Origin of the sequence: Halomonas terrestris, assembly GCF_049166755.1 — a bacterium.
Taxonomy (GTDB): Bacteria; Pseudomonadota; Gammaproteobacteria; order Pseudomonadales; family Halomonadaceae; genus Halomonas.
Window position 1 is genome coordinate 59,560 of the sequence record NZ_JBMHFZ010000009.1, and the last position, 20,037, is coordinate 79,596.

Below are 20,037 nucleotides of genomic sequence, written 5' to 3' on the forward strand. Positions count from 1 at the left end.
TTACTGGCCTCCTCCCTTCGACATCTCCCGCAGGGTATAGCGAGCGACGCGAGTATTTTCGATCAGGGCAGAGTAGTCCCGGACCAGGTCGTTCATGGTGCCGTACTCGTTGGCTAGCATGGTGTATTCCTGGCTGAGCCTTGCCGACGACTGGTGAAGTGAGGTTGCTGCCTTAGCAGCCCAGTCGTTGTTACTTGAGCCAATGGCTTGCTCTGCGGATCTGAGCATCTCAGACGCGATGCTGTAGGTGATGTTGAGAGCGAGAGCCTTGGAGCTCTCTTCAGCGAAGAGGCGGGCGGTGCTGGGGTTGGCGATCACAAGGTTACGCAGGAAGGTCGCGGCGCTACCCGGGAGGTTGGCCATAAAGGCTTCTTCTTCATTCGTGAGCGCCCCAGTGTTGACACTCATTTTCCCGATGATACCCGGGCTAGTGGCGTTGCCGAGCAGCATGTCCTGAATGTGCTGGCCAAAGCCCTTGATATCAACAGGGCTTGTTGTGGCTCCAGAGTCCATCATGCATTCCGCGGTATCACCACCGCAGGAGTACATCTGCACCGTGCCCCCATCGATCAGGTCGGAGAGAGTCAGCTTGTTGCCAGCGATTGTAGTGATGGGGGTTTCCCCCTCGTCGGTGGCATTGCCCACGATCACGGTACCACTGATTGACATTATGGCCTCCAGCAACTGGACATCGCCGCCGTGGAACCAGCTCTGCACCCCATGCCGACGAAGTTCTTTCCAGACCACGTTCCCGAGCATTTCCTTCCGCCGCGGGGCATCCACCTCTTCCAGCAGATTGACGGTGGGTTTGCCACTGGACTCTGAGAAACCACTGAAGAAGTCATCGACCATGCCGGTGGCTGAGGCCTCGGTCATCCCCTTGACCTCGGAGCTGAACCCCATTGCAGAGATCGTGTCGTTGACCACCCCCTGAGCTGCCTCGCAGGAGTTGAGCATGGCGCGGTTCAGTGCCTGGATCTTCTTCTGGAAGTTCTCGATCCATTTCGCCCCTTGCGGGAACACGTTGTCGAGCGCCAGCTGGAACACATAGCCCTGAGCGTTTGCAGCCACCGAACGGAGCAGCTGAACCATCTGCTCACTGTTAATGAAGCTGAAACTCCCTAAATGCATATCCACGCCACCACACCCTCCTTTCCAGGACGGGGGGGTCACACGGACCAAGGATTCCGTCATGATCGGCGCCTTGGCAGTGATCCGGCCGCCGGTGATCACCCCTCGGCGTTGGGATTCCCAGACACCGGGCGGGGTGACATTCGACATGCCGTCAAATACCCGATCCAGCTGGTTCTGGAGGCCACTGGCCGACGCGGAAAGCGAGGCACCCATCAGCGCAGCGCTGATGCATGTAGCCAGCAGGGTCTTTCGAAGAGTCATCTGATTTGTCATTGCTGCATCCCTCGCTGTGCGTTGGCCATGTGCTGGAGAAGCACTTCAGGTGGTATGAAGCCCGTTTCATCAGTGATCCCCATGTTCTCGAGAGCCGAGAAAGGAGCTGAATTCGCCAGGCTCATATCTGCATTTGTGATCGGGCGTGTCCTGTTGAAGTCATCAGGCGAGATCCACCCCTGCTGGAGGGCGCCGAGGACGATCCGCTCTTGGAGGTCGGTGAGTGATACGGCCCCTTGTGCGACAGGTACGAACTCTCCTTCCGGGGAGGCGAGATACACGGCAGGTAGGACCTGTACCCCGAGCTGCTCCGCATGCCCGGCATCGGGGCGCATATTGGGGAAGGGGTCCCCAGGCAAGTCCTTCCCATCCATGCTGATGGGCGTAGTGACGAACTGCCGGTTCAGCTGAGCCAGGATAGGTGACATGGTGCGACACAGACCGCAATCGCTTTCATAGAAGAAGAACACGCCGACACGTTCGGCGAGGCTGGCGAGGATTTCTGTCCGCGCTCTACCGGCCTGCCGATCGAGGTCTTGAGAGGCGAACGTCGCCAAGGGGCGACGAGTGGTCTCATCAAGCATCGGATTGCCCAAGCGTGCGCGTTCTGCCACCTGGGCAAACTCGGAGCTCTGGTCCATGGCGTAGCGCTGTAGGTAGAGGAACGCCTGGACATTCTCTACGGTGGGGTTGTCGAATGCCGCGTCCATGTACTTCTGCATGTTCTCCCTGAGCCACTTGGCCGAGAGCGGCGCCGGCGGCTGGGCCTTAGCCGACTCCGAGGGAGATGGTGTTGTGGATTGCGGCGGAGGCGTCGTCGTAGTCACGTTCTGTGACGGCGGGGCCGGCTCCGGCTCGGGTTGCTCCTCAGGCTCCTTATCGAACTCTTCGTTGTAGAAGAACCATCCCTCGGCCTTGCGCTCGATGAAGCGTTCCTGGGGATCAGCAAAGGCATGCGTTCCCATCGCTGTCAGCGAGGCAGCAATGAGTGCTACAGCGATCGGTTTAAGGTTCGTGTTCATGGGCGACTCGCACGGATTTTCCGATTTGAGCCATGGTAGGCCGGTAAGGCGCCAGCACCCCTGCGCCGACGTGCCCATGAAGGGCACAACCAGTCAATGGGTGTTCCGCATGCGGAACACCTGTAGGGGCGTCGTCTGGGTGGTGGGTGAGCGCTATGCTGGGACGCACCGGCGCTGTCGGGCCATGTGGCGCACGACGGCCTCGGCCTGTTCGTTGAGCACCAGGTGCTCCTGAGCGCGGGTGGCGGCCACGTAGAGCAGGTTGACCTCCTGGTCACGGGCTTCTGCATCAAGCTCCGGGCTCAGCACGTCTGGGAAGTCATCCATGAGATAGACCCTCGGCCATTCCAGCCCCTTGGCTCTGTGAGCAGTGCAGAGTGTCACCAGGGGTGCATCTGCTGCAGCCAGGTTCTGGCGGAGACGGGCAAGGTCCTGGGGGAGGTTTCGGGATGAGTCCAGGATCTTGATGGTGCGCAGCATCTCCGGGTCCTTTGCCGCCTCCGCCATCTCGACATAGTCCCGGAAGGAGGAAAACTCTCGGGCGAGCCGCCTATCGGTGATCCGGGCTCGCTCGCCCCGTGACAACCAGTAGGCGTTCTCCAGCGGAGCCAGGGCGTATGCGTCCTCGCCGCCGATGAGTGCAAGGGGGATTCCTTTCTTGCTGAAGAACATGGCCATCTGGATCACGCCCATGACGGTACGCGCCAGGAACGTGATAGGCCCGGGAGATGAGCTGAGTCGGAAGTCACGGGAGGAAGTAACCCGATCCGCCTTGCCGAGCCCCTGGACCGGCAGCGTCTCACCCTTCAGCATCAGCAGCGCATTGGCGACGGCGGCAACCTGGGGGCCGAAGCGAAAGCTTTGCGTGAGGTGACGCCGCTCGGCGCCGGCCAGGGCCGCATCGTCCAGAGCGTCACGAGCACCACGGAAGGCATAGATTTGTTGCGCTGGATCACCACAGATCAAGAGCCCACATGCCTGACTCGTGACAAGCGCTGTTGTCACCGCGGTGCCGTCCTGGCCCTCGTCATAGAGGATAATGTCGTATCGGCGGGACAGGTCGGGCTGCTGGAGCTGGTAGAGCTTGAAGTAAGCGTCATGGGTCATGGGGCAGGCGTGCTCGGTGTCGATCATCTTCTCCCAGAGTGACCGGGCCAACTGGCCCACCATCCGAGCGTACTGCGCCCTATCTCTCCCCCTTGGGCTGTTGTCGTCAGCGGCACAGAACAGCGCCGGGCCGATGGCTCGTTCCGCACTGACCATGAAGTTGTTGAGGGTCGCGATGACATCTGCGGCCACGCGCCAGTTTGGCGCCTGCAGCATGTCAGCCACTTCCTTCACTCGCAGGTTGGGCACCAGCTTGTGTTGGTACAGGCGACCGATTTCGGCGTAGGCCAGTTGATGTGACGTCTTGCAGTCGACGTTATCGGGAAACTTGCCGACCGCCTCATCACGAATGGCGCGGTTGTAGGCCAGGTAGAGGAAGCGCTTGTCACGATTGGCCAGAGTGTACTGGACAAGGGCGAAGGTCTTTCCGGTCCCTGCGTACGCCTTCACCACCAGCTGCTTCCCCTTGAAGCCGACAATCTGAGACTGCTCGCTGGTCAGTCTCACGGGCCTGGGGACAGGCACTGCCGTCATCCTTCACTCCTGGTCGCTATGGGTGGCTTCATCACGGTACCACCCCCGATTCTCTTCACCACGGCGAGGAGTTGCCCTTAGAGGCGCCGTCACGGTCCTGACAACAGGATCACAAGAGGGAAAGGGGGTTCGCGCCAGAGCGCCAATCCCATTCACTCGCTTTCTCTAACTTGCTCACCCTTTAAATTCCTTTACCGACGCCCAGCGCCCCGGCATGAGCGGTCTTCCCGTGCGGTGGCGGCCTCGTGTCTCTACAGGATGATGCTCTGGCTCGTCTCGGGGATGACTGCTCACTGATGTCGTGGAGATAACCACGGTCAACAACACTGCATTCTCCTGCCTGGGAAGCCAATTCACATAATAGGAATGACAATCTCAAAATGCGTTGGGGATAAACATCGCTGTGGACAGATCCTCGCCGGATTGTGCCGGCTCTATGGTCATGCGGGGTGTAAGGAGCGCGTAGCCTGGCTCTCAGGCCAGGGCAGACGGAGCTTTAGGCAGCAAAAATGCCAGGCAGTGGCCTGGTCAGAGTCGCCGAGCTGCGAGGGCAGCTCTCGGTTAGGTAGGGATGGTGAGGGCGGTGGGTGGCGAATGAGCCCGCATCAGGGGGCCAACCAGTCCCTGGCGGATCTCAGCAAGCGCGAGCGCGGTATGAGTGACGAATCGAACAACCCTGGAGCGCCAGTCAGCGATCGAGTGGCGCGTGAGGATGTCCAGCTGCTGCCGGGCATACTCGAGGGTTGCCTGGCATGCAGCGACAGCTTGCACCGCCGGGGTCTCGGTCGATCCGTTCGTGCGGGTTGTCAGCCGGTCGAGCCTGGGGAGGATCTCGTGGCGCTTCAGCACCCAGGAGGGCAGGGAAGGCACCAGCGACTCGATCTCTGCTGACCAGCGCTTGAGTCCTACCTTGTCGAATCGGCTGCGACGCTTGCCAATAAGGCTTGGGGGAATGTCGCTGGGAGCGTCAGCTGGGATGACCTGGAAATCCGCCAGACCGGATCGCCGCTTGAGCCGATGAAATGCCTGGACGATCTGGTTCATGGCCAGTCGCAGCACGCGGGTCTCCTTCCGGAGATTCTTTGGCTGGCGCTTGGCCTTGGGACGCTTCAGGGGCGGGGCAGGGCGCTCCTCCCATGAGCCGGCTTCATCCGAAGCAACAGTGACGTGCTCGGCATGTTGCCCCAGCACGCCGCTTTCCGTCAGGGCGCGGTAAGTCTCATCTGGGCAAAGTCGCATCCGAGCGACCAGCGTCGAGAGACGGTGTGGGTGGATGCGGTTGCCATCGAAGCCATGGCCGGAGAAGAACAGCGCGAGCCATTGAGCAAGAGGGGAGCGCTGCGCGGATCGCCACAGGGCCGGTGATATGACGAAGAGGTCGCTGGGCTGGGTCTTGAGCATGGCGACAAGGCCATGACCCAGGGCCAGGGACCAGGAGCGATGCCGCCTCACTGGCTTGCCGTCTTCAGCCGGCTCTGGGGAAACGTCCTTACCGTCGTTGATGTGGATGCGCCCGCTGTTGAAGAACTGCAGCAGAGGTTCACTGCGTAGCGCCTGCCAATCGTTGCCGACACGCCGCTCCATGACGACCCAGGTGCGAGCAAGCGTCGCCAGATCGTCTTCCAGCTGTTGATAGGCGGTACCACAGACCTGATAGCCGAGGCGGTGATGGACCAGAGCCGCGGGGCGCACATGGATCTCGCATCGGTCACTCAGAGCGTGATGTTCATGGACATCGAAGCCCCAGGTCGAATACTTGATCCCGGTGAGCACGTGCCCTAGGGCGGCCAGCTGGCGCGGGGACAACAGTGATTGTGGCTGTCCCACCCCTTCACCAGGTTCGCCGGGGCGACGTTCGGCCAGGCGTAGGCGCCGCCGTGACTGGGCAAACGTTGAGGGGTCGGAGTGGTTGTCAGGGACGAGACGACCACCGTGCTCACCCATCACCAGGTAGTGGACGGGGGCGTATTTTGTGCTGCGCTGGGCGGGCTTAGGAGTGGCGCTGCACCAGTGGACCAGCGCCTTCGGAAGGACGCCGGCATCGAGAGGGACGCGCCGATGCGCCAACCCTGTGTAGCTTGGAATACGGCAGATCGCTCTCGACGTGACGAGTGCTTCAGAATCTGCCGGCTTCGGGGCTGCCTGTGAGGCACTGTCCCCTGCCGTGTGCTGCTTGTTCATCCAAGGAGGTGTCCATATTCCTTGAACGACCAGGGCCTACGGCATAAAATGAAGCCGTGGAGACCTGAGGCCGTTCCTTCTGTTCCGTTGCGAGCCAACCCTTTCGGTCAACACGCGTGACTGGCAATGCGTCTCTCACAACGCTTGCCAGGGCTGCTTCAGGAGGTTGCCCGCCTCCTAAGCGGCCAGAATACTCTCGGGGGCGATCAGCAATGCTGGTCGCCCCTTTTCTATGCCCGTTCATCAGCCAGTTGCCCGCTGACTGATGCTGTCTACCTGCTCCCGAACCAACGGCATTAGCCGCGACCGCCCCTGTGGCACAAGGGAGGTCGAGCTGATGGTTGTTGTTATCGCGGCTCGGGTGCATAGGTGCAGTTCGTTCGAGTATTAGAGGTCGCAGAACATGCTAGCAGGGGTTTCCCTGAATAGGCAACGATTATAGCTGTACAGTCTCTTTGTGGCGCTTGGTTACGGGTTTGCTGTACGCTTAGCTATGATCGTCAGCCGCTGTCACCAAGATTCAATAACTTACGTGTTTATACGTATGGCGCTTGGCGACGATCATGCCTAAAACAGCCTTTGAGTGTACGCATGAGCCATCTCGTTGATCCCGCCGCTTCCCCGACCCCGCCATTCTTCCGGCCGTCACCAGATGGCATAGCAGGGATATGGCTTGGCATGGGGCTGCGTGAAAAGGGACCCAAGATGAGGGAGGTGGCCGACTTCGAGCTCGAGCTGCTGCAGGCATGGGACCGCCTTAGCGCGAAAGGGAAGGTCTTCGGAGCCGATCAGCTGTTTGCCGAGATCCAGACCCACCTCGGCGGAGTCCGAAGCTACAAAACCTTCATTGCCAGCCTAAGCTTGTATACCGCACGTTTGGGGCATAGCGGCATAATCCTGCGGGAGAAGGCCACGATGATGGGCCCGGGTATGGGGAGGGCCATGATTTACACGCTTCGGAGCCCCAATGAAGCGGCCAAAGGCTGGCGTGGGAGCCCTAGGGATAGCCAGGACAACCCTGAGGTATGGCGAGTGCCCCGCAAGACTCGCAGGACGGACGAGGTGCCGCGGCCAGAACCCCTGGGCTTTGCCAAGCATATCGATTATGTGGAAGCGACCTATCGTCACCTGCAGCGTCACGGGTTTTTCTCCCAGATCAGCGCCAGCAGCCAAAACGATGAATCCTGGACCCTCCACCTGATCGGGCAGCTACTGGAGCGCTGCTCGAGGACCAGCCCACGTGAGCGTGTCGAGCAGCTGCAGGCAACGATCCAGCTGGGGGGAGAGCCGGTCGACGTGTCGGTAAGCCGAATTCACCATGCCTGGGAGAAGGGGCCTGAGTATGGCGTTATCGCGGCGGATGACTCGCAGTTGATCCTGGCCATTTTGACCTACGCCATGCAGCAGATCACAACGGACCAGGCGGCTGGGCGTCTTCCGCAGAATCGTCTGACCTTCGATCTGCTGGATTTGAGCAACATGCTGGCGCCAGAGGGGGGAAGGTCAGCCTATCAGGCCATGCAGAAGGGCATGGCTCGCATCCTGAACACCCAGTTCGTGCTCAACCTCAATCCAACTGGCCAGCTTGCTCGCCGCCTATCAGCTGCGGCCGGTGGCCAGCCCTCTGAGCGCATCCGCTTCCAGCTCGTGGAGAACCCGGTGGAAGGCCGGGATGAAGTTCCTGTTCATGAGGATGGCTGGGAGCCCAGTACGGGGATGAGGTACTTCGCATTCAGTCTTCACCCCCTGCTGTGGCAGGGCCTGGTGGCGGGCCAGGGGCTGCTGGTACACCCGGCACTTCTGTTCGAGCGAAGTGGTGTGGTCCACAAGATCTACCACCATTTGCGCCTCCATGCGGGCAGTCGCCATGGGTACCGCATCCACGCTGAGGACCTCCTGGACATCCTGAATCTGGGCCAGGGGAGTAACCGTCGGCGAGCCAGGATCGAATTCTGCGAGAAGCTGTGGCAGCAGCTTCGCGAGCGAGCCGCAAGAAGCGGGATGATGCTGCCCGCGGTTCTTGAGGAACGAACCGCCCTGCGCCTTTATGACCTCGACCTGGTCGTTGAGCCGACGGATCGGCACAAGTCTGCACTGGTGATCGAGGCCTGGCACAGCGACGAGACCATAGCGTTGATCAAGCGACAGGAGATGCGTACCCGGGCTATGCAGCAACGTATCAGCGCCAATGATGCTGATCTGGCATCAGCCCAGCTCACGCTCCTCCCCTTGACCGAGCCAGAGGGCTGATAGGCTCCGCTCCCTAAGCCCTTGGGCGGTCCACACTCCTAGCCCATCGCGTACCAGATATTGGTCTCACGCTCGTGTTCCGCACGTCCAACGGCGACGAGCGATAGCAGCCCCTCTTCGACAGACTTTCGCGGCTTGTGCTTGAACAGCTCGGCCAAGCTCTCGGTAGTGTGAGGTCGCTCGGCCAAAGCCTCGCGGAGTACCTTGAGCTGATCGGGATGCGATTTGGGGAAGATGGGCTTGCCCTTGGCCGGCGCGATAGCCTTCGGTGCCACCACGGGCTCAGTGGTCAACGCAGCATCGATCTGAGTAGCATCAGGGGCCTGGTACTTCGGACGCAGCCAGCGGACATTGCCCTGCGCTTCTTCGGCTGCGCGCTGCTTGTTGAGCGACACCAACCGCATCAGCAGCTCTTCCTCAGCCTCTGCCTGGTCGTCGGGCTTGTCAGGCAGCGGTGTTGTCGCTCCAGGGCGGCCAACCAGCTGGTCGGCGAGGTCTTGCCAGCCATAGGCCTCAAAGACGGCATGATCCAGCTGGTCATGGTCCTCGAGGAGAGTGCTGACCAGGCCCTGCTGATTGATGGCCTTCTCCTTGTCGGTCAACTCCACGCCGGCACGAAGCTTCTCCAGCACGTTGTACATGCCCGTCAGTGTCAGCGAGGGATGAGCCTCCTGCTGGCGCTTGCGGTGGGCGTCAATGCGCTCGGCAAGCGTGCCGATCTTGGTGGCCTGATCCAGGGTGAGAGCTGGGAAGGGGAATGCTTCAAAGCTTTTCGTCTTCACATAGGTGGGGTCATTTCCAACCCCTAAAGCACTGCCGGCAGCCGTTGCCCATGACACATGCACGCGGGAGGACAGGACGCCATGGCAGGATGCTCCGTCATGGGCAATGGCGATCAGCTTGCTTTCCGGCAGGATATCGGCATCCAGGAACTGAAAGAGCCGGTGCTTCGCTGTCTTCACGGTAGCGATGTAACGGGGCAGACCTACAAGCACTTTTCTCAGTTCTTGCCTGGGCTTTCCGAACTGCCACCACCGCTTGGCGTAGCCAGCACCATCTTTCGTATGGGCTTTTGCGTCACGCTCTGGCTTTACGCGTTCGCTCACCCACTGATAAAGCTCGGGAAACCGCTCTCGCACTGCCTCCGCCTCAAGGCCGAAAAGGTCGATGACGAAATCGCCGCGTGGCTTGCCTGTGAGGTCGCGACCATTACGGAAAGGTCGGATATGGTCCTCTAGGCCTTGGGTGAATCCTAGGCCAAGATTGGCAGCATCTTTGTTCGAGACGATGAACCCTTTGCCATGGAGCTTAACCCCTTCATGTGAGAGTTGGGAGTTGGCCTGGAGCTTGGTGGCGCCTGTCACATCGGCACCAATCGACAGATCGGCAAACACTTTACCGCCACGCTGGCTCAGCTGGACCTCGCGGGCTTCACGGTCCTCGCTGGAAACCTCTTTGGTCACCTGACGCAGCAGCCCCGGCTGATCGCCAGCAACACCCACGGTCATGGCAATACGCACGGCCGCCCCGTCGTTGACGTCTACCCAAGGGTGGTCAGGCACCGCGAAGGCCAGCGAGAGCGGCTTCTTGGTATCCCCCAGGTGGGGCTCCAGGACACGGCGGTTAAAGGTCTGTCGCAGGCTGTTGGTGGTGATGAAGCCAAAGCGCTGGGCCTGGCCGTGACGCACTTTCTCGGCGGCGGTGTGCCACCAGTACATCACGAAGTCTGCAGAGTCCGGTACCACGCCCTTGAACACCTGCCGCACGGCATCGACGTAGCCATCCCCGAGGGAACGGCGCATGGTCGAGGCACCGATGAACGGCGGGTTGCCGACGATGTAGTCCGCCTCCGGCCATTCGGCCCGCCGCGGATTGTGGTAGCGGTAGACGGTGGTGCGACTGGTCTCGTCGGGGATCAGTTCGCCGGTGGTGGGGCTCGCCTTCATGGCGATGCCGTCCCAGATGGTCACTGGGTCGCCGTTCTCGTCCAGCTCCGGCTCACGGCTGTCGTAGTCGATCAGTGCATCCCGACACTCGATGTTCTTGAAGTCGCGCAGGATCGGCTCGGGCAGGTCGAGGCGGTCGTTCAGCCGGTAGTGCCACTGCAGGTAGCCGATCCACAGCACCAGTTCGGCGATGGCCGCGGCCCGCGGGTTGATCTCCATGCCCAGGAACTGGTGGGGGTCGACGGTCAGGCCCTCGGTCTCGAGCATTCCCTGGCCCTGGCTCTGCTCGGCGATGAAAGCCAGCACCTCGCCCTCCAGGCGCTTCATGTGCTCCAGGGCGACGTAGAGGAAGTTGGCACTGCCGCAGGCTGGGTCGAGCACCCGGGTCTGGCACAACCGGTAGTGGAAGCCCTCGACCTCCTGCAGGGCCTTGTCGGACCTGCCCTGGCGCAGCAAGGTCTCGGCAGCGCCGCGCACATCGCCCCACTCCTCACGAAGCGGCTCGATCAGGGTCGGCATGACCAGGCGCTCAACGTAAGCCCGTGGTGTGTAGTGGGCACCAAGCTTGTGGCGCTCCCGTGGGTCCAAGGCGCGTTCCAGCAACGTGCCGAAGATCGCCGGCTCCACGAATCGCCAGTCAGCCTTGGCGGCATCGATGAGTAGCTGGATCTGCTCGACGGTCAGCGGGATAGGGTCAATGCCCTTGAACAGGCCTCCGTTGAAGCGCTTGACCTGGCGCATCAGACGACTGTCGTAGCCGCCGGCATTCATCCGCTCCCAAAGATCCTTTACTGCGTGGGGGAAGGCTTCGGGGTTGCGGTCCTTGATGTCGACCAGCAGGTCATGGAAAGAGCCCTTGGGCAGCAGCTCCACGTCCTCGGCAAACATGGTGAACAGGCAGCGCTTGAGGAAGTTGGCCACTCGCTCCACCTCGAAGCCACCCTGTTCCAGGGACTTGGCCAGCTGCGCCAGGGTGGCACTCACCTGCTTGGTGACCCGTGCCGCGTGCTTGCTGGGGTCCAGGCTGTGCGGGTCGAGCCACAGCCGGCGCAGGCGGCCCTGCACCTCGGGTCGGTGCAGGTCGTCCAGACGGATCTCATGGTGCCGGGGGTCCGGGTAGGCGACATAGTTGCCGCCGGTGCGCGAGAACTCCGCAAATAGGTAGATGGCGTTGCCCACGTCGACCACCACCACGAAAGGTGGCCGGCCGTACTCGACCTCCTCCAGGGGCAGGCCACGCACGTAGCGCTCGGCCTGGCTCACCGCCGCATTGATGGCGTTCTGGTGGCTCTGGGTGGCCAGCGTCTTGCCGGTCTGCTTGCCCTCGAGCACGAAGCAGTCGCGGCGGTAGAGGTCGATGTAACGCTTCTCGGTGGTGGAGTCGGCCCGCTGCGGGGCGATGAAGCGCTCGAAGACGTAAGCGTTGTGGTCGTTCTCGGCCTTGCCCGGATCGGGCAGCGGCAGCTCTAGCAGCTCGCACAGCTCCCGCATGAACGACTGGAAGTTGGCCCGCTCGCTTCCAGTGTTGCCCTTCCAGCGGGCAACAAACTCGGTAACGGCAGCAGGCTCAGCGAACGGTTTCACGGCGGCATCCATGCTGGGCTCCCTGAGCAGTACGATTTTCGTTGTTCATGCATCCTAACACTTGGAGCGGGCAGGGCGGCTCAATCAGAGGGTGACCCCAATGGGGTAGCCTCAGTCGACTCCCTCATCACCATCCTGTAGGCCCAGCTGGCGCTGGCACTTCCCCAACTCGCGATAGAGCTGGCGCACCTGGTCCTGTTGCGCCAGCAAGCGGCCATTGAGCTCGGAGGCAGCTTGCTCGGTGTCCCGAAGACGGGTGGTGAGTTCTTCTTTCTCTGCTCGAGCCTCCTGCAAGGCTTCGTCACGGTGTGACAGAGTGGCCTCCAGGCGAGCAACCGACCGCTGTGATTCCTGCAGTGCAGCCGCGTTGGATGCTGAAGCTTGCTCAGCAGCCCGGGCGGCATGCTGAGACTCGGCAAGGGTCAGCTTGGTCTCTTTGGCCTCGTGTTCCAGCTGGTTGCTGTGGTCCTGACACGCGACCAGTCGTTGGCTGAGATCGTCAGCGTGCTGCTGCAGGTCATCACGGTGCTGGCTTACCTTTGCCAGATGGTTCTGAGCGTCACGTAGTTGACGATCGAGCTGCTCAGCCCGGGAGGTCAGCGCCTCGAGCTCCTTCACCTGCTGATTATTCTGCCAGAGCCGCTCTTGGCTCTGTCTTTCGCTTTCTGCGAGGTCCCGCTGAAGCGTGGCGAGCTTCTCACCTTGCGTCTCGGTCTTGTGCCTCAGCCGGACTCGCTCAGCAGCAAGGCTGTCGTAACTCTCCATGAGCTCGCTGAATGCCTGTTGCATGCTCTCCAGTTTCTGGCGGTCCTCAAAGGCCTCTTCCTCTGCCTTGGCTCGAGCCTCGAGGGCTTGATCAGCGAGGGCTTGTGCGGACTCGATCTCCTGGCGCCAGCCTGCCTCTCGTTCCTCGAGGGAGCGTCTCTGCTCGGAGAGTGTGTTGTCTGCTTCTTCGCGTGCTGTCTGCCACAGCTTGGTAGCGAGTCGCGATGAAGCGCTGAAGATGCTGGAGGGAACGCTGTTCGTTGCTGCGTCAAGACGCTCGTCTGTTGCCCGCTCGAGCTCCCAGGTGCGGAGGTAGCGGGTAATGGTCGAAAGGGACCCTTGGCCGAGCCGCTTATAGATGCTAGTTGAGCTTGGCGTGACCCCTTCGGCAGAAAGTGCATCTGCGATGGAGTAAACGTCTTCTCGGTTGACCAGTTTGCGAGCCATGGCCTGAAATCCTCAATGTATCGTAGTTGCGTATACTGTAGTACGGTATATTGTAGATTACAACCTCGCCCGACGGCGTAGAAGCTAGTTTTGGAGGTGATATGCGCTACAACATGCTCCTGGCCGCTACCGTAATGGCCATCATGCTTGCGGGCTGTGCGAGCAAGTATCCACTCGGAATGGATGAGGCCGAGTGGCTTGCTCTGCCGGCTGCAGAGAAGCTGGATGCCCGCAAGCAACAGGCGGCGATTGATGAGGCGCGGGCGCAGCGTCGGGCTGCTGAGGTGCGAGCTCGTGCCGAAGAGCGGAGGCGCTATGAAGCGTTCCAGTCGATGGCAAGGTCAACAGCCAGTCCCGGCAGTCGGGTGCAGTGCTTGTTGGCGGGCGAAATCAGGGCTGGCGGCCAATGGCGCGATGCCAGTCCGGCCTGGGTGGATCTCGTAGCCGGATGGCGGGATGAAATGGCTGTGACGTCACGGGATGGCCGCTTTACTCACATCGGCTATGCCGGTTTCGATGGGGTCACTGTGAGGATATGCCCGACAGCGCTGGATCTCGAGTGGGGCGCAAAGCGCTGTGCTGAGGTGACAGCGACGCCACAGGCGTATCGCCGAGGGTTGGCTCGAGAAGGCCTGGTGGAGGGAGTCTGGCGAGGTCAGATCCAGTGTGATCTACCACTCGAACACCACTAGGAGGCGCCGAAACCGGGCTCACCATGAGCCCGGAGTAAGGTGGGGTGGATCAGTCGCGGATGTAGCCCGAGAGGTAGTGCTCGGCACAGTCATCGCACAGAGCCCCATACTCGACATCGATAACCGCCGGTCGGTCAGGGTGGTTCTCGCACGTGGCACCGGGCGCTGGGGTCATATCGTCCGGACCTTCGTCTTCCTCATGCTCCTCGTCATCCCAATCGTCTTCCCACTGCGGCGATGCCCCTTGGGGCTCAATGCAGTCGCCGAAACTCACTCCTCGCGCCCCTGCCACGGTGACAACGACCTCAGTGGAGTAGCGCTGGTTCGGGAAGCGCTGCTGTGCCTCTGGAGTAAGGTGGGGCCAATAGTCATCTCCGATTCTCATGAGAGCTGGGAAATGCCAATCATGGAATTGGCCGTCATCCCCTGGCGCATAGCCTGCTGGCATGTCAGGGGCGGTGTCGGCATCGAGGGAGGCGTAAGGGTAGTGCAGGAAGAACCCCGGCCCCTGCCAGGTGCCGACCAGCAGAGGCCCTGGGACGTGCCAGAGGGCGCCTTGCGTTCGAGCTGCTATGAAGTCCTTGAGCTGGAAGTACACGGCAGGCGGCGAAGAAGGGTTGAGCTCCAGGGCAGCCTGGGATACTGCGTCACGAGTCACCTGAAGGATGTTCCCGAGCAGGTGGGGAAGGCCAAGATCTAAACACCGCTTTAGCAGCGTTTCGCGATCAAGAATGATGGCCTCAGCAAATAGCATGGAGTTGTGGTCGTCACGCCAAGCGGTGCTCTCGTGAGGCCAAAGAGCTCGTCGACGGGGATAGGTGGATTCGGCTGTCTTGCGGCCAAGCCCAGCGGCGACAAGCTGTCGACAGTGGGAGTGGCACGGGGCACCGAGGCCGGAGAGGCGAGGGCGGAGGGCCTTGGCTGCGGTCTTCAGGAAATCGACGGACATTGCATGTTCCTCTGTATGGACGGCGTTGACGCTCCAGGGCACGGGGATGACTTATCGTTGCCCGGAGCTGAGCCGGCAACAGGGAAAGATTTTTGTCGATTGGTTGAATCGTGAGAAGCCGCTTTGGGTTCATCCCCCCGCGTGGGCCTCGCCCCCGGGGGGGACGCTCGCAAAGAAGCATAGATCGGCGAGGAAGTGAGCGTCAACCAGGGTGGGCACGGCAATCAGAAAGGCGAAACAGCCCTCCAAGGGCGCTCCGGAGCAGTGGTCAGTTGATCGGAGAAGGGTAATCTACGGCCATCTACGGAGGAGAGCCCATGTCCAACCTTCAATCGCGATGCATCGGATCTGCCGCCGCCAACGAGGTTTGCCCTATTGAGGGGGATCTGCCGGGGCGCGTGCTTATTGTGAACGCCGACTGTTACCGCAGCCCCAGAGTGCTCGATCTGCTGGGTCTGAGAAATGACCATGTGGTGGTGTGCGGGCAACTGACCTCCATGCATCGATGGGGGCATTACCAGCATCCCCAGGCAACGCTCCAGTGCCTAGTGGCGCCGGAGGAGGAGTCGGCGACCGATACGGCACTGGTTTTCCATGCTGGCGCTCTGCTGGCGCAGAGACCGGAGTTGCGCCACGTCCCATGGCTGGTCATCACCCAGGACCAGACCCTCCAGGCGTTGCTCTCATGCCTTCAGAGCTTCCGTGTCAGAACCCTTGGGTACTTGCCACTGCACGAAGGGAAGCCGGCCAGCGTAACAGCTTACAAGGCTCGCGGCCGACATGATGCAGCCGAGGGTGAGGGCGTGAGTGACCTCAGGTCCGTCGATTCAGAGGAACAGGGGGCACGTTCAAGCGCCATTGGCCGCGAGCTTGACCAGTTCATTCGTGAACAGGGTCTTGGCTACCCGGTCAAGGGAACGCGGCTTCGCCGCGCTATCGATGATAACGCGGACGCATTGTCGGAGAGCTTCCACCAGGCCCTCAATGAGACACCCGGCAAGACCGCGACAGCCACTGTCCGGCGCCTAGCAAGGCTCCATGGCTTCGCGACTAACACCACCCAAGTCATCTCTTACCTTGGTTGATATGAGCTGGAGCCAATCACAAGGGTGTTCCGCATGCGGAACACCTGGCCGCTCGGATGGCGTTAGCCCGGGACACCGGCTGGCGAGTGGTCAACACAAGGCGTGACCGCAACCGACCAGTTGCTATTATACCGTTAACATACAGTGCCAGCTCCTGGGAGACAGCTTTGTCGCTTCTAGCAGCATGTAAGTTTGAGGGCATAGTCGAGGGTATACGAGCCTGCCTCGATTATGCGGTGTACGCAGAGAACCTTGCTGATGGCGAAGGCGAGGTCGACGTGCATCTCTACTACTGCGACGAGGAAGGAACACCGTTGGCACCGATCGGCACTTTCGTCTTACCCCTACGGGATTTCGATTCGGGCTGGCTTCGGCGTTTCTGGGCGCAATATCAGGACGACAGGGACTTCCGATCAGCGGCCGATGGGTTCTACAGAATCGGGAACGCCCTTCAGCATCACGAATCGGTGGTGATCACTGTGCCGGGGGAGGGTGACCAAGTTGTCGTGGCCAAGCCCATCGCTGAGGCGATATGGACTTTGAATGCTCAGGGATTTCGTACAAAAGCGGCGTGTTCAGGCGGCGCGGCATCGCGAGCCTACGTGACCGCGGATCATCTCCCGCCTGAGCTTGAGATGGTTGCCGGCAGCGCTGGCTTCAGGGTGTCGTGCGGTGAAATCCGCGTCGCGGTCCAGATGACCCAGCCACGGGCAGCTGAAGGGGCCTCCGCTGCATTCTGCCGAATGCTGGATGATTGGAGCAAAGGCCAGCTCGAGGCGGGCTCTCACTACGCGGGGTGGCAACAGGCATTGCAGTCGAGCAACTTGATACCGTTACCTTCGGTACGCAGAGCGAATGAACGCTCACCGGAAGTGCGAGAGCTGATTAAGCGGAGCCTCCAGGGGAAAGCTCGCTTTCAGGACTTTGCGAAGCTGAGATCGGGACGGGATCAGTATTCACGCGCCTCGGTGGACGATCTCTTGGGCTCGCTGAACCTCGCATCAGTGCCACTGGCCATTTCTTCGCTCCCTGAGGTCGATGTGCGCAAGGCGCTGAGGTGGATGTGCCGTGGCTTGCCGGAGGGGCTTGCAATGAGGAAGGTCGCGGTGGATGCCGCGCTGACCGAACGAGCACGGGAGAAATCCAAAAGGGCAGCAGAAAACGCCGCGATCGAAGGCGCGGCAAGATAACCCGCTAGTCGCACCTCTCCGTATCTGGACCATCTACAGCGCAACCGCGCTCATCCTCCTGGAGCACCAGGCTCGCACTTTCTCGTCGGAGCAGCACGATGAGCGCTGCGCTCAAACAGAGCATTGCGAATGTGAACACGGCGAGGGCCGCTGTGCCTAAGAGCATCGTGAGTCTCCGGGTTGACCGCTACTGCCTGGGGACATCCATGAAACCATGAGAACCACGTCACCTAAGGTGCGAATAGCGGGCAGTTATGAGGCAGTCTGACGGCATGGCGTGGCTAGTGGTGGCGTTCAGGCTGCTATGGTCTTGTAGCGGAAGATTCTGAGCGATGGCAGGAATGGCACCTGATCGAGGCGCTCATCACTGCGAACCTTGCGAGTACGGGACTCAGGCGGGAAGGGCGGCGGTTGATTGTGATGTGGAAGCAGCCCACTTTCACTCGGAATGAACAGCGGGAGCGCCAGGTTCATCGCCCGGCGCATGCGCCCATCCGGGAGAGGTTCCTCGTAGAAAAGGTTGGCCCGCATCAGCGGGGCTTGCTGCTGGACTTGGGCCAGCGGCTCGCTGGAGGGCAGGCCGGCGAGGGAACGGAGTTGAATCTGGATGTGGGGCTGCTCGTCGCCGAGGGCAACGAGCATCTGCTCAGCTTCGCGCACGGTTACTCGCCGGATCGACCGGCCGCTGGTGTACCAGGCGAACCGCACACGCTGCAGCGCCTGCTCCGCGACAGGAATGTGTCGCCAGCACTGCTTCAGGTGCAGACGCGCCAGTCCAGATCCCTTCATGTGGGCGTGGAGATAGGAGTGGCGGAAGGGGAGGGAGGCCTTCAGCTCGGCCACCAGTCGCTGGTCCTCCTCCTTGATCGCGGCAAGGGTCTCGGCAAAGTGACGTTTTGCCGAATTCGCGATCGCAACCGCGTCCATGACAGGGGGGAGTGCAGCCACCAGTCCAACGTAGGGACGGGTAGTGCGGCCGTCTTGACCATCGGTGTACCAGAAGTCCATGAGGGCAGCGCCCAGCCAGTCGGCATCAGGCCTGGGGGTATCCAGGGCCCATGCTTGGGTGGGGTAGTGGCGAAGCTGTTCCACCAGGAGTCCGGAGGCATCAACCACCTGGTCGAACGCCTCCTCAATGTCATGGAGCAGCTTGTACTGTCTGTTCATTGCCGTCACCAGAAGACTGGATTTCTAAACAGTATAGCTGTAGGGGCGACAATGACACCACATTTTGCTTGAATTGTTATGGAAATACTGGCAGCGACGCTCGGTGTATCGTCGTGACATCGAGCGTATTGGCAGGGTTCGCTTTGACCCGGGATCAGAGGCAGCCGGCAACCAGGTTTTGAGGGTGAAACGAGACCCAGTTGCTCAGAGCCTTTTGTTGATTTTCGGTGCAGGGAGAGAAGCATTTGAAGGATTCATCCAGGACAATCATTTCATCGTAATGACCGGTGGAATCGCGGTAGTAGAGGTGGCGCTTCCCAATACCGCCAACCAGGTGGCTAACTCTATCTACCACGTTAATGGCGTCATTGGTGACCGATCGACCCCCGTCATCACGGTCGGCGATGATGATGAACATGTCCGTCTCAAGCAGGACATCAAAGCTAGCTTCCATCTTCATGATTCCCCTCACTGCGTTGCGTCATTCCGAACCTATTCGCGTTCAACTTGGCCGCTTTCTGGCGGTACTCCTTGCTGTCATCGAACAGGTAGGTTTCAGTTGTAGTGGCAGAAGCGTGGCCTAATAGGGTCTGAATTTCCCGGATTGTCATCCCCAGATTGTACAGGTCGGTGGCGAAAGTCCGTCGCATATCGTGTGGCGCAATGGTGGTACCATTGATGCTGTTGGCTCGCAGCCTGACAACCTCTAGGCGCTGATTAATGGTGGCTTCGCTGAGCCCCTTTTTTGTCACTTTCGGGGTGTTGCGGTTGTTCCAGATAGGAGTGAGGAGGGCGCCTGGCTCGTAGCCGCGGTAGCGGTCGAGATAGTCAATCAGCCGCTCCCAGACCCCCTCGGGAATCTCGATCACCCGCTCCTTGCTCCCCTTGCCGGTGATCTTCACTTCGTGTGTCCGCTCATCGATGTCCTCGAGCTGGATACCGACGAGTTCAGCCCGGCGCATGCCGGTGGTGACCAGCATGGCAATCATCAGGCCGTCTCGACAGTGTAGAGCGGTATCCTCGGAATCGCATTCCTCGAGGAGGGCCTTGATGACGTCCTCCGGGTGTGCTCGTCCACCTGGCAGGCGCTTGAACTTCTGAGCCTTGAGAGCCCGGATGCGCTCCACATCCTCATAGGACATCTTCTTGAGACCCCATGCCTCTTGGGCAACGCCGCGTAGCAGTGCGCGGTAGGTGTTCCTGGTGGCAGGCGATAGGTCACGAGCTTGCTCGCCATCGCGGGTAGGTTTGCGCTCCAGGTTGAAGATGATTTCGCTGACCACGTCCTGGGTGAGATCTTCCCAGTGGACATAGTCCATCGGGAAGAGCTGCTGGGGGTGGAGCTTTCGTGAGTCGCCGGCGACCTCGAGCTTCGGAGGAATCGGCGCACCGAGCATCTCGGCGATGCGATTGAGCTGGGAGCGCTTGCTGACCCGTGAGGTGTGCGCGGCCTGGGAGCGAAGGTGTCGAAAAGCCGGGTTCGTAGCCCGCGGCAGCGGGACCGGCGAGATCCGGATCGGCACTTCAGAATAGTCGACGACCTGATGATCCACCTGGTGGGCAGGCTGACCAGCATGAGCCGGCGGTCGGTTCGGTGTCGGAACGAGCGGGTGATCAGTGTCATCCATGGAGCGAGCCCTTGTGGTTGCCAAGGCAGTGGCTGCCAACCGCCCTGCCTTACTGCCTTTCAAACTATCTATAAGAGGTATTA

14 protein-coding genes are annotated in these 20,037 nt (G+C 60.8%); 4 read left to right on the plus strand and 10 right to left on the minus strand.

Annotated elements, in window-relative coordinates:
• The 4 genes from ACOMD9_RS10710 to ACOMD9_RS10725 form a co-directional block, all read right to left on the minus strand.
• Positions 1 to 1,407 (minus strand): conjugal transfer protein TraH, encoded by a 1,407-nt coding sequence (locus tag ACOMD9_RS10710; protein ID WP_421414597.1) that lies wholly within the window; start codon positions 1,405 to 1,407, stop codon positions 1 to 3.
• A complete protein-coding gene (gene traF / locus ACOMD9_RS10715; RefSeq protein WP_421414599.1) occupies positions 1,404 to 2,429 on the minus strand; it encodes a conjugal transfer protein TraF in 1,026 nt (341 codons plus the stop codon). Before traF ends, ACOMD9_RS10710 begins: the two co-directional genes overlap by 4 nt.
• A gap of 153 nt (positions 2,430 to 2,582) precedes the next feature.
• Positions 2,583 to 4,070 carry a 3'-5' exonuclease gene (locus tag ACOMD9_RS10720; RefSeq protein WP_421414602.1) on the minus strand — a complete coding sequence of 496 codons (1,488 nt, stop codon included), beginning with the start codon at positions 4,068 to 4,070 and terminating at the stop codon, positions 2,583 to 2,585.
• 561 nt (positions 4,071 to 4,631) lie between these two features.
• Positions 4,632 to 6,251 carry a hypothetical protein gene (locus ACOMD9_RS10725; RefSeq protein ID WP_421414603.1) on the minus strand — a complete coding sequence of 540 codons (1,620 nt, stop codon included), beginning with the start codon at positions 6,249 to 6,251 and terminating at the stop codon, positions 4,632 to 4,634.
• Positions 6,252 to 6,842: 591 nt separating this feature from the next.
• Between ACOMD9_RS10725 and ACOMD9_RS10730 the strand changes: the two genes are divergently transcribed.
• The gene (locus ACOMD9_RS10730; RefSeq protein WP_421414605.1) at positions 6,843 to 8,501 is read left to right on the plus strand and encodes a hypothetical protein; all 1,659 of its coding nucleotides are present in this window, start codon (positions 6,843 to 6,845) and stop codon (positions 8,499 to 8,501) included.
• A gap of 38 nt (positions 8,502 to 8,539) precedes the next feature.
• Here ACOMD9_RS10730 and ACOMD9_RS10735 read toward each other — a convergent pair whose 3' ends face one another.
• Both ACOMD9_RS10735 and ACOMD9_RS10740 read right to left on the minus strand, forming a co-directional pair.
• Positions 8,540 to 12,043 (minus strand): class I SAM-dependent DNA methyltransferase, encoded by a 3,504-nt coding sequence (locus ACOMD9_RS10735; RefSeq protein ID WP_421414607.1) that lies wholly within the window; start codon positions 12,041 to 12,043, stop codon positions 8,540 to 8,542.
• A 99-nt stretch (positions 12,044 to 12,142) separates the two neighbouring features.
• Complete coding sequence (locus tag ACOMD9_RS10740) at positions 12,143 to 13,243, minus strand: DNA-binding protein (protein WP_421414609.1); 1,101 nt, start codon at positions 13,241 to 13,243, stop codon at positions 12,143 to 12,145.
• Between the two features lie 101 nt (positions 13,244 to 13,344).
• On the opposite strand from ACOMD9_RS10740, the gene ACOMD9_RS10745 reads away from it, so the two are divergent.
• Positions 13,345 to 13,935 carry a hypothetical protein gene (locus tag ACOMD9_RS10745; protein WP_421414611.1) on the plus strand — a complete coding sequence of 197 codons (591 nt, stop codon included), beginning with the start codon at positions 13,345 to 13,347 and terminating at the stop codon, positions 13,933 to 13,935.
• Between the two features lie 49 nt (positions 13,936 to 13,984).
• On the opposite strand, the gene ACOMD9_RS10750 is transcribed toward ACOMD9_RS10745, so the two are convergent.
• Positions 13,985 to 14,689, minus strand: coding sequence for a hypothetical protein (locus ACOMD9_RS10750; protein ID WP_421414612.1), 705 nt, complete (start codon positions 14,687 to 14,689; stop codon positions 13,985 to 13,987).
• A gap of 512 nt (positions 14,690 to 15,201) precedes the next feature.
• Here ACOMD9_RS10750 and ACOMD9_RS10755 point away from each other — a divergent pair.
• Together ACOMD9_RS10755 and ACOMD9_RS10760 are read left to right on the plus strand one after the other, a co-directional pair.
• On the plus strand, positions 15,202 to 15,969 hold the full coding sequence (locus ACOMD9_RS10755; protein ID WP_421414614.1) for a hypothetical protein: 768 nt from the start codon (positions 15,202 to 15,204) through the stop codon (positions 15,967 to 15,969).
• 167 nt (positions 15,970 to 16,136) lie between these two features.
• A complete protein-coding gene (locus ACOMD9_RS10760) occupies positions 16,137 to 17,159 on the plus strand; it encodes a hypothetical protein (protein ID WP_421414616.1) in 1,023 nt (340 codons plus the stop codon).
• Positions 17,160 to 17,453: 294 nt separating this feature from the next.
• Here ACOMD9_RS10760 and ACOMD9_RS10765 read toward each other — a convergent pair whose 3' ends face one another.
• From ACOMD9_RS10765 to ACOMD9_RS10775, 3 genes are all read right to left on the minus strand, one after another.
• The gene (locus ACOMD9_RS10765) at positions 17,454 to 18,326 is read right to left on the minus strand and encodes a DNA replication terminus site-binding protein (RefSeq protein ID WP_421414619.1); all 873 of its coding nucleotides are present in this window, start codon (positions 18,324 to 18,326) and stop codon (positions 17,454 to 17,456) included.
• Between the two features lie 154 nt (positions 18,327 to 18,480).
• Positions 18,481 to 18,786, minus strand: coding sequence for a hypothetical protein (locus tag ACOMD9_RS10770; protein ID WP_421414620.1), 306 nt, complete (start codon positions 18,784 to 18,786; stop codon positions 18,481 to 18,483).
• Positions 18,770 to 19,954: a tyrosine-type recombinase/integrase gene (locus ACOMD9_RS10775; RefSeq protein WP_421414622.1), complete on the minus strand. Its 1,185-nt coding sequence runs from the start codon at positions 19,952 to 19,954 to the stop codon at positions 18,770 to 18,772. Before ACOMD9_RS10775 ends, ACOMD9_RS10770 begins: the two co-directional genes overlap by 17 nt.
• Positions 19,955 to 20,037 lie beyond the last annotated feature (83 nt).